This window comes from Staphylococcus sp. GDY8P131P, from assembly GCF_017891975.1.
Lineage (GTDB): Bacteria > Bacillota > Bacilli > Staphylococcales > Staphylococcaceae > Staphylococcus > Staphylococcus nepalensis.
The window spans coordinates 74926-88122 of record NZ_JAESKF010000010.1; the positions used below are offsets into that span (position 1 = coordinate 74926).

Below are 13197 nucleotides of genomic sequence, written 5' to 3' on the forward strand. Positions count from 1 at the left end.
AATGTTGTATCATATACAAATCAAATAATAGATGGCATAGTGTTGATATAATCATGGGTGTTTTATAACCGTTGCAAAACGTTAAAACAGTTTCAATCAATTTATAGTTATGCTTTTGAAGGTTATAAAATCATAACATCTGCTTGAAAAATATGAACCCGACTGTGAATGTATAAATAATATAAAGTATGAAATTAAGTCTGGATGCAGAGAAACTTTTTGTTGTTTTTACTGCATTCAGACTTTTTTAATTTTATTGTCAAAAATAAAAGAATTAATAAATACATCCCCATGTGCTGTAAGAGCTTTCATAAATGCATTCGATTCTCATTTAACGTTGGCTATTTTACTTTATTTCTAAATAAATCGTGAAATTTTTCTAGGTAATGTTAGTACCTTAAGAGGATTTATGCTATCATGAACTTGTTAAGTAAAACGAATTAAGGGGTTATCACGTTGAATAATCACTATAAAGTAGGTCAACATATTAAAGTTCGTGTGACTGGTATTCAACCGTATGGCGCTTTTGTAGAAACCCCTGACAATACTGAAGGATTAATCCATATTTCTGAAATTATGGATGACTACGTCCACAATTTAAAAAAGTTTTTATCGGAAGGACAAATTGTAAAAGCGAAAGTAATATCAATTGATGAAGAAGGTAAGTTAAATCTTTCTTTAAAAGATAATGACTATTTTAAAAACTATGAACGTAAAAAAGAAAAACAATCAGTATTAGATGAAATTAAAGAAACCGAGAAATATGGGTTTCAAACAATTAAAGAACGCTTACCGGTTTGGATTAAACAGTCCAAAGACGCGATTAAAGATGAGCGATCATCTTTTAAAAAATACTAACATCTTCATTGAAGATGTTAGTATTTTTTATATAACAGTAAATTGTTCTATATGAGTTGCACGCGTAATATGAAAAATCATAAAATTATATGCGTGAGCATATAGTTTTATATTTGAATTTAAGGCAGTTAGAATTAAAGTACTTAAAGTGATGATATTACGACACTTTAGTATTTTTGAATTTTAGGAGGATTTAATTTAATGAATAAAAAATTTCAACCATTATTTGAAAAATTAAAATTACCAAATAATGTAACATTAGATAATCGATTTGTGCTCGCCCCTTTAACACATGTTTCATCCAATGATGATGGAACAATTTCAAATGAAGAAGTTGTCTATATGGAACAACGTTCAAAAGACGTTGGTTTAGCTATTTCAGCAGCAAGTAATGTGACGGATTTAGGTAAAGCTTTCCCTGGACAGCCTTCTGTAGCACATGATTCTAATCTTGAAGGTTTAAAACGATTGGCAAAAGCAATGAAGAAAAACGGTGCAAAAGCAGTCGTTCAAATTCATCATGGTGGCGCGCAATCATTACCTAATTTAACGCCTAATGGTGACGTTGCGGCACCAAGCCCTATATCATTAAAAAGTTTTGGTGAACAAGAAGAACACCATGCGCGTGAAATTACTGAAGATGAAATTGAAACAACAATCAAAGCATTTGGTGAAGCTACACGAAGAGTAATTGAAGCAGGCTTTGATGGTGTTGAAATACACGGTGCCAATCACTATTTAATTCATCAATTTGTTTCTCCTTATTATAACCGTCGTAATGATGAATGGGGAGAAAATCGCTATCAATTTGCTTTACGTGTGGTGGATGAAGTAGCAGAAACTGCTAAAACGCACGGCAATGAAGATTTTATCGTTGGTTATAGATTTTCTCCTGAAGAAGCTGAATCACCAGGTATAAGTATGGAAATAACGGAAACATTAATTAAAAAATTAATTGAAAAACCATTAGATTATTTACATGTATCATTAATGGATATTCACTCAAAAACACGTGAAGGTCAATATAAAGGACAAGAGCGTATTAAATTAATTTTAGATTGGATTAATGGACGTATGCCGCTGGTAGGTATCGGGTCAATTTTCACTGCTGAACAAGCGATTGAAGCGATTGAATCAACAGGCGTAGAACTTGTTGCATTAGGAAGAGAAATTTTATTAGATTATAATTTTGTAAGTAAAATTAGAGAGGGCAAAGAAGATGAAATTATATCTCAATTTGACCCTAATAGAGCAGATAAACATCATTTACCACCGAACTTGTGGGAACAATTTAATAATGGCTTTTACCCATTACCAAGAACTGACAATAAATAAAAGTAGTTCAATGATGTTCTAAAGCATATAAAACACACTAGCGATAAGCCATGAAGAAACCTATCATGATAGGTTTCTTCATGGCTATTTTTTATCATTATCGTAAAAATAAAGGTTAAGGGATGACTATATGTCAAATAGGATATTGGTAAGATGAGCAAATGATTTTAGAAAATATATATTTCTGTTTGTATGCTTATTAAGCTTTACCATACAAGGTTTACGCGTATCGATTTGATAATCCATTTTTAAATTTTTTTGTTTAGGATATAGCTTTTATTCATAGTATATGAATAGCTAATGTGGGTTAGATTAGATAGCGATAAATTTAATTTAAGAAAATGGTTAAATTTATTGAAATTGACTTGTGCAAACAGTTAGAAATGTGTCATTATATTATTGTAAGGGCTTACATTATATTAGTGGTTTTATAAACATAGCATTTAAAACTTGAGTTGTAAGTTTTGAATTTACGATTTTATAGCATTTTCGGAAAATAGTTTTCGAAAGTTAATAAATACGTTATGCTATGAATAAGTATTGCCAATTAATCATTATATTTCAATTCACACAAAGGGGAGATATTATGTCAAGATCAGAAGAAATCATTGAATTAACAAACCACTATGGTGCTCATAATTATGTACCACTTCCAATTGTTATTTCAGAAGCTGAAGGCGTATGGGTTAAAGACCCGGAAGGAAATAAATATATGGATATGTTATCTGCTTATTCTGCAGTAAACCAAGGGCATAGACATCCTAAAATTATCCAAGCGTTAAAAGATCAAGCAGATAAAGTGACTTTAGTATCGCGTGCATTCCATAGTGATAATTTAGGCGAATGGTATGAAAAAATTTGTAAGTTAGCTGGTAAAGAGAAAGCTTTACCAATGAATACAGGCGCAGAAGCAGTTGAAACAGCATTGAAAGCTGCACGTCGTTGGGCTTATGATGTAAAACAAATTGAACCAGATAAAGCTGAAATTATAGCATTCAATGGTAACTTCCATGGTCGTACAATGGCACCCGTATCATTATCATCTGAACCAGAATATCAGCGCGGTTATGGTCCTTTATTAGACGGTTTCCGTAAAGTTGAATTTGGTAACATAGATGCAGTTAAAAAAGCAATCAATGAAAATACAGCAGCTATTTTAATCGAGCCTATACAAGGAGAAGCTGGTATTAATGTACCGCCTGAAGGCTATTTAAAAGAAATTAGAGCATTATGTGATGAACATAACGTTTTATTTATCGCTGATGAAATTCAAGCAGGACTTGGACGTTCAGGTAAATTATTTGCTACTGATTGGGATAACGTTAAACCGGATGTTTATATTTTAGGCAAAGCGCTAGGTGGTGGTGTGTTTCCAATTTCAGTTGTACTTGCAGATGAAGAAGTATTAGGTGTATTTACACCTGGCTCTCACGGTTCAACATTTGGGGGGAATCCTTTAGCTTGTGCTGTATCTATTGCAGCATTAGACGTTTTAGTAGATGAAGATTTAGCAGGTCGTTCATTAGAATTAGGCGAGTATTTTAAATCAGAATTAGAAAAAATTGAACATCCATCTATTAAAGAAGTACGCGGTCGCGGATTATTTATTGGTATAGAGTTAAATGAAAATGCTAGACCATACTGCGAGAAGCTAAAAGAAGCAGGTTTATTATGTAAAGAAACCCATGATACCGTGATTAGATTTGCACCGCCGCTGATCATTTCTAAAGAAGAATTAGACTTTGCAATAGACAAAGTAAACAGTGTTTTTAAATAAAATCAATGTTCTGTAACTTAAGTTTTGAAAACCCTTTAAAAAGCAAAATCTTATGTTACAATTATCGTGAAAGCGAAATCATTAGTAACGAAAAAGAGGCGAAATGAATCATGACTGAGAATAATAATTTAGTTACTTCTACGCAACAAATTATTAAAGAAGCATTGCATAAATTGGGATTTGATGATGGTATGTATGACTTAGTAAAGGAACCATTAAGATTCCTTGAAGTACGTATCCCTGTACGTATGGATGATGGGACCGTCCAAACATTCAAAGGGTATCGTGCTCAACATAATGATGCTGTTGGACCAACAAAAGGTGGGGTACGTTTCCATCCCGATGTAGATGTTGAAGAAGTTAAAGCATTATCTATGTGGATGACATTAAAATGTGGCATCGTGGATTTACCATACGGTGGCGGTAAAGGTGGAATCATTTGTGATCCAAGACAAATGAGTATTCATGAAGTTGAACGTCTATCTCGTGGGTATGTTCGTGCGATATCTCAATTTGTTGGACCTACAAAAGATATCCCAGCACCAGATGTATTTACTAACTCACAAATTATGGCTTGGATGATGGACGAATATAGTTCATTAGATAAATTTAATTCACCAGGATTTATCACTGGGAAGCCTATTGTTTTAGGTGGTTCACAAGGACGCGATCGTTCTACAGCATTAGGCGTTGTGATTGCTATTGAACAAGCAGCTAAACGTAGAGGTTTAAACCTTAAAGGGGCACGTATTGTTATTCAAGGTTTTGGTAATGCGGGAAGTTTCTTATCCAAATTCCTTTACGATATGGGTGCGAAAATCGTTGGTATCTCAGATGCTTATGGTGCACTACATGACCCAGATGGTTTGGATATAGATTATCTTTTAGATAGAAGAGATAGTTTTGGTACAGTTACAAACTTATTCGATGACACAATTTCTAACAAAGCATTGTTTGAACTTGATTGTGATATTCTTGTGCCAGCAGCAATCGCTAACCAAATTACAGAAGATAATGCAAATGATATTAAAGCAGATATCGTTGTTGAAGCGGCTAATGGCCCTACAACACCAGCTGGTACACGTATCTTAACAGAACGTGGTAAATTGCTTGTACCTGATGTGTTAGCAAGTGCTGGCGGTGTTACAGTTTCTTACTTCGAATGGGTTCAAAATAACCAAGGTTATTATTGGTCAGAAGAAGAAGTGAATACGAAATTACGTGAGAAACTAATCACAGCTTTCGATACCATTTACGAATTATCTCAAAACAGAAAAATAGATATGCGCTTAGCAGCATATATTATTGGTATTAAACGTACTGCTGAAGCTGCACGTTACCGTGGTTGGGCTTAATTAATCAATGATTGAAATTAAATAAAAAGTAGATGAAGTTCTATTAATAAAGTGAACTTCGTCTACTTTTTTGTTTGCATTAATCTTTGTTGTGCTGTCGTGCATCATCTTGTATAACTTGTTTATATAAATCAGGATAATTGGTGAAAACACCATCAACACCATATTGGTTTAAACGATACATATCCTCTTTGTTATTGACTGTAAATGGATGAACTAATAAGCTGGCGCGTTTAAGATTCTTTACATTTTGTTCAGTTAAATCTGTATATTCAGGACCTACACCAATGGCATATTGTCTGATTTGATTGAAATCTTTTTGTGATAGACGTGGTAATTCACCTTTATCTAACAATCTTATTAATGGTATATTGCTATTTAAACGATGTAATTTAGTTAAACTTTCAACTGAAAATGATTGTATTAATACATGACCATTGTTAAGCGAGTGTTTATTGAGCAAATGGTGAGCATCCAGTGCTTCCAGTACTGCTTCTTCCATGCCTGGATAAACATCAGGTGATTTGGTTTCAATATAATAATTAGCATCTGGGCCATAACGTTCTAATATTTCATTAAATGTAGGAATTTTAGCATCTTTATAGTTTGAATTAGCGTATTTTGGGTTTTGAGCATTAAATTTACTACCTGCATCTAATTGTTTTAATTCTTCGAGCGTATAAGCATCAACTCTTCCAGTGCCATTTGTGGTTCTATCTACTGTTTCATCATGCATCGCTACTAGGTGCCCGTCTTTTGTCATTTGTAAGTCGATTTCAATATAGGATGCGCCTATGGCATTGTGGCTTTTATCATACGAGAAAAAGGTGTGTTCTGGGGCATACCCACTTGCGCCCCTATGCGCGATTGTTGTGTATTGTTCGCCAGTCAGATTATGTACGTTATTTGAGTTATACGAGTTATGAGATGTCTGATTTGAAGTTGAAGCGTTGCTGGTATTACTACCACTAGCTTCGATTATCGATGTAGTTGTTATGAGGGACAGGGACGTAATTGCAATACTAGTTGTAATCACTTTATTTAGGCTTTTCAAAATGAGGTCACTCCTTGGTATGTATTTACATATCAACCGTACAAAATAAAATGACATATGAGAATGAAATTTACGATATTAAAATTTAAAATTTATAAAATTAACACTTTTATAACGATTTGTTAAATTATTTAAAAAACTTTATAAAATAAAACAATAAAACAAAGGGCACTTTGATTTTTCAATCATATTGAATCATGTTCAAGTAAAATGCGATGAAATGTATAAAGAACGTATTTTGTAAAAAAAGCCTGTAAGTTAATTCACTTAATTAACTTACAGGCTTTATCTTAGGCGTATTAATTTGTATTGTACTGCTGTTTAATTACTGATAACTGATGTTTTACAGAAGCTTGACCAGTTGATCCATAACTGATACGACGGCTTACGCAATTTTCAGGTTTTAAGTAATCATAAATATCTGATTCAATGCTTTCGTGTGCTTCTTGATATTGATTTAATGGCACGTCTAATAAATAAATATTGTGTTGAATAGCCCATAATACCATTTTTCCAACAATTTCATGTGCTGTTCTGAAGGGCACACCTTTATTAACGAGATAATCAGCAAGCTCAGTTGCATTTGAAAAATCATTATAAACAGTTTGTTGTAAGTATTCCACATTTACTGTCATTGTGTCTATCATACCTTCGAAAATGCGAAGAGAGCCTTTGATAGTATGAATTGCGTCAAACAGTCCTTCTTTATCTTCTTGCATATCTTTGTTATAAGCAAGAGGTAAACCTTTGAGCGTCATTAGCATACTCATCAAGTTTCCTGTCGTACGACCAACCTTACCTCTAATTAATTCAGCCATATCAGGGTTTTTCTTTTGTGGCATAATGGAAGAGCCAGTTGAAAACGCGTCTGATAAGGTTATAAAATGTGCTTCGGCAGATGACCAAAAAATAATTTCTTCAGCAAAACGAGATAGGTGAACCATCGTCAGTGAAATATTATGCAACGTTTCTACAATATAGTCTCTATCACTTACAGCATCCATACTATTTTCGTAAATAGAACTAAAGTTTAATAAAGATTGTGTTTCATGACGATCGATGGGATAGGTTGTTCCACTTAGTGCAGCGGCACCAAGTGGGGAAATATCGATTCGTTTTAAGCTATCTTCAAAACGTGATTTGTCTCTATTTAACATCCAATAATAAGTGAGGATGTGATGTGCGAATGAAATAGGTTGTGCTCTTTGTAAGTGCGTATAACCAGGCATAATGGTATCCACGTGTTGTTCCGCTATATCGACAATGGTTTGTTTAAAACTGTCGATTAACTCAATAATTTTTGTAACTTCTTCTTTGGTATACAGATGCATATCAGTAGCTACTTGATCATTTCTGCTTCGGCCAGTATGCAATCTACCACCTGCGTCACCAATACGTTTGATTAATTCATGTTCTATATTGAGATGGATATCTTCTAAAGAAACATCTAGTGATAAATTACCTTCTTCATAATCTTTTAAAATATCTTTTAAGCCATTAATAATTTGATGGCAGTCATCATCAGATATAATGTTTTGTTTGGCTAACATTGTGGCATGAGCAATGCTTCCTTGCACATCATATTGAATGAGTGCTTTATCAAAATGGACTGAAGCATTAAACGCATCAACCCAGTCTTCAGGTTGTTCACTAAATCTTCCACCCCAAGCTTTCTTACTCATTTAAGTAACCACCATGTAACATAGAATTGACTTTAGTTGGTAGACCAAAGATATCAATGAATCCGACTGCTGAGGCTTGGTTAAATGCATCTTCTTTTGTATAAGTTGCTAATTTTTCGTTATATAATGTATGTGGTGATTTTCTTCCATTTACAATTGCATTTCCTTTGAATAATTTAACACGTACTTCACCAGAAACGAACGCTTGTGTACTATCTACAAATGCTTTTAAGCTATCTGTTAAAGGTGAGAACCAAAGACCATTATATATTTGTTCTGAAAATTGCTTTTCAATTACTGGTTTGAAATGTGCTACATCTTTAGTTAAAGTAATCGTTTCAAGTGCTTTGTGTGCTTTTAAAATGACTTCTGCTGCTGGTGTTTCATAAACTTCTCTTGATTTAATACCCACTAATCTATTTTCTACATGATCGATTCTACCAATACCATGTTTACCAGCAAGCTTATTTAATTCTAATATTAATTGGCTTAATGTATAAGTTTCTCCATTAAATGATGTTGGAATACCTTTTTCAAAGGTTAATACAATTTCATCCGCTTCATCTGGCGTATCTTCAATTTCTTGTGTTAAATCAAATGCGTCTTTTGGTGGTGCTGCGTAAGGATCTTCCAAAATACCACATTCATTACTTCTTCCCCATAAGTTTTGGTCGATTGAATATGGAGAGTCATGTTGGATTGGAACTGGAATATTATGCTTTAATGCATAATCAATTTCTTCTTCACGACTCCAAGCCCATTCTCTTACCGGAGCAAATACTTTTAAATCAGGGTCTAAAGCTTTAATTGCTACTTCAAAACGCACTTGATCATTGCCTTTACCAGTACAACCATGGGCAATACCTACAGCGTTAGTTTTGCTAGCAATTTCTACTAATTTTTTTGAAATTAAAGGTCTTGATAGTGCAGAAACAAGTGGGTAAGTACCTTCATACATTAAATTTCCTTTAATTGCATATGAAACAAAGTCATTACTAAATTCTTCAGTAGCATCAATAATATGACATTCAACTGCCCCCATGTCTAATGCTTTTTGATAAACTAAATCCAAATCTTTTCCTTCACCGACATCTAAACAACAAGCGACAATGTCATAACCTTTATCAATCAACCATTTTACTGCCACACTTGTATCTAATCCGCCGGAATATGCTAATACGATTTTCTCTTTCATAATTACACCTCTATTGAAAATTTTTATTTGTTAGTTATAAATTTGATATTAGTAAGTATAGCAGATTAAAAATGAAAATAAAACCATTTTTATACATAAATATGCAAAAACTTGAAATTTCTAAAAATGTATAATTTGGTTTTATGATTGTGATAGCGTTGGTATAATATTTGCCTTTGTTTCTTATAATGTATATAATATTGAATATAACAATTGATGGAATTGTTATAATTTTAAAACAATATAAAGTAAATGATTTATAGAAAAATTTGATTTATAGGCTAGTTGTTTGAATAGTAAAAATAAACTTAGTAAAATATTAGTGAAATCAAAAACACTGGAGGCAATTTAGATGACTCATATTCAATTAGATTATGGTAAAACTTTAGAATTTTTCGGCGAACATGAATTACAGCAACAAAAAGATATTGTTAAATCAATTCATAAAACGATTCATGAAGGAACAGGCGCTGGCAGTGATTTCTTAGGTTGGATTGACTTGCCTGTAAATTATGATAAAGAAGAATTTTCACGCATTTTAGATGCTTCTAAACGTGTTAAAGAAAATTCAGACGTATTTGTTGTAATTGGTATTGGTGGTTCATATTTAGGTGCACGTGCTGCAATTGAAATGCTAACACCTGCATTTAGAAATAGTGATGAATACCCTGAAATTGTCTTTGTAGGTAATCATCTATCTTCAACATATACACAAGAATTAATTAACTATTTAGATGGAAAAGATTTTTCAGTTAATGTTATTTCAAAATCTGGTACGACTACGGAACCAGCAGTTTCATTTAGATTATTTAAACAAATTTTAGAAAATAAATATGGTAAAGAAGAAGCAAAACAACGTATTTTTGCAACAACAGATAAAGAAAAAGGTGCGTTGAAACAATTAGCGACAAATGAAGGTTATGAAACATTTGTAGTGCCAGACGACATCGGTGGCCGTTACTCAGTATTAACTGCAGTTGGCTTATTACCAATTGCAGTAGCAGGTATTGATATTGAAGCTATGATGAGCGGTGCTGCTAAAGCACGAGAAGAACTTTCTTCTGAAAACTTAGAAGATAACATTGCATATCAATATGCTAGTATCCGTAATATTTTATATGCAAAAGGTTACGATACAGAAATGTTAATTAATTACGAACCTTCAATGCAATATTTCAATGAATGGTGGAAACAATTATTTGGTGAATCAGAAGGTAAAGATTACAAAGGCATCTATCCATCCAGTGCTAATTATACAACTGATTTACACTCACTTGGCCAATATGTACAAGAAGGCCGTCGTTTCTTATTTGAAACTGTAGTAAAAGTGAACGAGCCAAAACACAGCATTACTATTGAAGAAGATAGTGATAATCTAGATGGTTTAAACTACTTGGCTGGTAAAACAATTGATGAAGTTAATACAAAAGCATTCGAAGGTACGCTATTAGCTCATACCGACGGCGGCGTTCCAAATGTTGTTATTAATATTCCTCAATTGGATGAAGAAACATTCGGCTATATCGTGTACTTCTTTGAAATGGCGTGTGCAATGAGCGGGTATCAATTAGGCGTAAACCCATTTAATCAACCTGGCGTTGAAGCATATAAACAAAATATGTTTGCTTTATTAGGTAAGCCAGGATTTGAAGATAAAAAAGAAGCATTAGAAAAACGTTTATAATTTTATTTAGCAAAATTGAATGTATCAATTTGATTCAGTGAGAAGTTTGTATGGGCGTGTATTTCAAGTTTCTTACTTAAATGGTTGGTAGGCGATTAGTCCTGAAAATAGCGTTAAATTAAAAGGAGAATTTCACCAACCTACGTATGAGCAGGATAAAGGAATCTTATTTTTTAAATTAGATTTCTGTTCTGCTCATTTTTATTTAATTAGAGATGGTGTGTATGCGTATAAGTAGTTATTTTTGATTTGCATTGCTGTAAAATTGGATGCTTTGTTTCGTACTTGAGACTGATATTTGATGAAATGAGTACTTTATTGTTTTAAAATAGTTATAATACACTTATAATAATCGTTGAATAACAATGGTGGGGATTGATGAAATGACTCAAGAGCAAGTACAATATTGGTTTGATTTATTTGGCAGTTTAGGATATATTGTTGGATTTTTATTGCCTTTTATTGAAGCGTTTATACCAGTGTTACCTATTATTGTATTTGTCATTGTCAATGTGAATGCGTTTGGATTTTGGATGGGTACATTATTAGCGTGGTTAGGAACTGTTCTAGGAAGTTATCTTGTATTTATATGTTTTAGAAGGTTAACCCATACACGATATATGCTACGATTACAACAACGTACATCTGTTCAACGGTTGATACATTTTATAGATAGAAAAGGGGTCATCCCCATTTTTATTTTGCTATGTTTCCCATTTACACCAAGCGCCTTAGTTAATTTGGTAGTGAGTTTGTCCCATATTAAAGCGCATGTTTATCTTGTCGTATTGTTCAGTTCGAAATTAATAATGATTGGTTTGATTGGATGGTTAGGCAATGATATTACGACGCTATTTACTGACCCATTAAGATTAATTTTGATTATAATTGTAATTGTGGTTGTATGGTTTATTGGTAGGAAGCTTGAGCGATATTTTATGCATTCTCCAGAGGAGTGACAAGTTGAGTAAGATAGTAAAACATTTGATTTCTATTATATTTGCGATTATTATTGTCATATTGATTCAAGCGTTTGTAATTACCGGTGCTGTGATTCAAGATAAAAGTATGAATCCGACATTGAAACAAGACGATCGTGTAATTGTTAATAAAATCAAAACAACATTTAATTTATTAAATAATAATGATATTATCATGTACCGTAAAGGTAATGATACCAATTTTGGTAGAATTATCGGAAAACCTGGTCAATCTATTGCTTTTAAACAAGGGCAGTTGTATAGAGATGACAGACAAGTGAAAGAAAGTTATACTGATACGCGTATTGATGAATTATCTCTTAGAAATGTTAAAGGGTCTGAAGGAGATATTATTCCACCGGACGTTTATTTTGTACTTAATGATAATCGTAATAATAAACATGATTCTAGAACAATTGGCTTTGTTCGACAGGAAGAAATTATTGGTGACATCAGTTTAAGGTATTATCCTTTTGATAGATTCACAGCAAACTTTAATTAAATGGACGAGGTGTAAACAGTGAAAAAAGAAATATTAGAATGGATTGTGTCAATCGTTGTTGCTGTAGCGTTAGTGCTATTGATTACAAACTTTGTCGCAAAGTCATATACAGTAAAGGGTGACTCTATGGATCCGACACTTAAAGATGGAGAACGCGTAGTAGTCAATTTAATAGGTCAAAAACTAGGTAGTTTAGAAAAAGGTAATGTTATTGTATTTCATGCTACAAAAGAAAATGACTACGTCAAACGTGTCATTGGTACACCTGGAGATGAAATAGAATATAAAGATGATCAACTCATCGTTAATGGTAAAAAAGTAGATGAACCTTATTTAGATTATAATGAAAAACATAAATTAGGTGAATACATTACTGGTAGCCTTGAAACGAAAGATATCAACCAAGTAGACGGTAAGAATAAAATTCCAAAAGATAAATTGCTAGTGCTAGGTGACAACCGTGAAGTTAGTAAAGATAGCCGTTCATTTGGTTTAATTGATAAAGACCAAGTTGTAGGTAAAGTATCATTTAGATATTGGCCACTTAATGAAATGAAATTTGGATTTAATCCGGATACAAACTATGAATAAATAAAAAGTACAAAAAGCTTGAGACATTGAAATATTTCGGACTCAAACATAATAAAGGTAACAGAAGATTGGTTTGGAAATATCTTCTTTTCCAGTTTTTTACGATTTATCTGTGCCTAGGGCAGAATTAAGAAATCTGATTTTGAAAATAGATTTCTGTTCTGCCCTTTTTTATATAAGGTAA

At 32.8% G+C, this 13197-nt stretch carries 11 protein-coding genes; 8 read left to right on the top strand and 3 right to left on the bottom strand.

The window, feature by feature from the left end; translation table 11 throughout:
• Positions 1-456: 456 nt before the first annotated feature.
• The 4 genes from ygs to KA894_RS09845 all read left to right on the top strand — a co-directional run bounded on the left by ygs (position 457) and on the right by KA894_RS09845 (position 5325).
• Positions 457-858 (top strand): S1 domain-containing post-transcriptional regulator Ygs, encoded by a 402-nt coding sequence (ygs, locus tag KA894_RS09830; protein ID WP_096810512.1) that lies wholly within the window; start codon positions 457-459, stop codon positions 856-858.
• A gap of 201 nt (positions 859-1059) precedes the next feature.
• Positions 1060-2193, top strand: a complete 1134-nt coding sequence (locus KA894_RS09835; RefSeq protein WP_096810511.1) for an NADH-dependent flavin oxidoreductase — start codon at positions 1060-1062, stop codon at positions 2191-2193.
• Between the two features lie 586 nt (positions 2194-2779).
• Positions 2780-3970: an ornithine--oxo-acid transaminase gene (locus KA894_RS09840; protein WP_096810510.1), complete on the top strand. Its 1191-nt coding sequence runs from the start codon at positions 2780-2782 to the stop codon at positions 3968-3970.
• Between the two features lie 110 nt (positions 3971-4080).
• On the top strand, positions 4081-5325 hold the full coding sequence (locus KA894_RS09845; RefSeq protein ID WP_096810509.1) for a Glu/Leu/Phe/Val family dehydrogenase: 1245 nt from the start codon (positions 4081-4083) through the stop codon (positions 5323-5325).
• A gap of 79 nt (positions 5326-5404) precedes the next feature.
• On the opposite strand, the gene KA894_RS09850 is transcribed toward KA894_RS09845, so the two are convergent.
• The 3 genes from KA894_RS09850 to KA894_RS09860 form a co-directional block, all read right to left on the bottom strand.
• Positions 5405-6379, bottom strand: coding sequence for a glycerophosphodiester phosphodiesterase (locus KA894_RS09850; RefSeq protein WP_115342328.1), 975 nt, complete (start codon positions 6377-6379; stop codon positions 5405-5407).
• A 299-nt stretch (positions 6380-6678) separates the two neighbouring features.
• On the bottom strand, positions 6679-8061 hold the full coding sequence (argH, locus tag KA894_RS09855) for an argininosuccinate lyase (protein ID WP_096810507.1): 1383 nt from the start codon (positions 8059-8061) through the stop codon (positions 6679-6681).
• On the bottom strand, positions 8054-9256 hold the full coding sequence (locus KA894_RS09860) for an argininosuccinate synthase (RefSeq protein ID WP_096810506.1): 1203 nt from the start codon (positions 9254-9256) through the stop codon (positions 8054-8056). Before KA894_RS09860 ends, argH begins: the two co-directional genes overlap by 8 nt.
• Positions 9257-9608: 352 nt before the next feature.
• Between KA894_RS09860 and KA894_RS09865 the strand changes: the two genes are divergently transcribed.
• The 4 genes from KA894_RS09865 to lepB (KA894_RS09880) all read left to right on the top strand — a co-directional run bounded on the left by KA894_RS09865 (position 9609) and on the right by lepB (KA894_RS09880) (position 13013).
• Entirely contained in the window at positions 9609-10940 is a 1332-nt protein-coding gene (locus KA894_RS09865; RefSeq protein ID WP_103372898.1) for a glucose-6-phosphate isomerase, read from the top strand.
• A 383-nt stretch (positions 10941-11323) separates the two neighbouring features.
• Positions 11324-11899, top strand: coding sequence for a TVP38/TMEM64 family protein (locus tag KA894_RS09870; RefSeq protein WP_096810504.1), 576 nt, complete (start codon positions 11324-11326; stop codon positions 11897-11899).
• A 4-nt stretch (positions 11900-11903) separates the two neighbouring features.
• Positions 11904-12422 carry a signal peptidase I gene (gene lepB / locus KA894_RS09875; protein ID WP_096810503.1) on the top strand — a complete coding sequence of 173 codons (519 nt, stop codon included), beginning with the start codon at positions 11904-11906 and terminating at the stop codon, positions 12420-12422.
• Between the two features lie 18 nt (positions 12423-12440).
• A complete protein-coding gene (gene lepB / locus KA894_RS09880; RefSeq protein WP_103372899.1) occupies positions 12441-13013 on the top strand; it encodes a signal peptidase I in 573 nt (190 codons plus the stop codon).
• Positions 13014-13197: the final 184 nt, after the last annotated feature.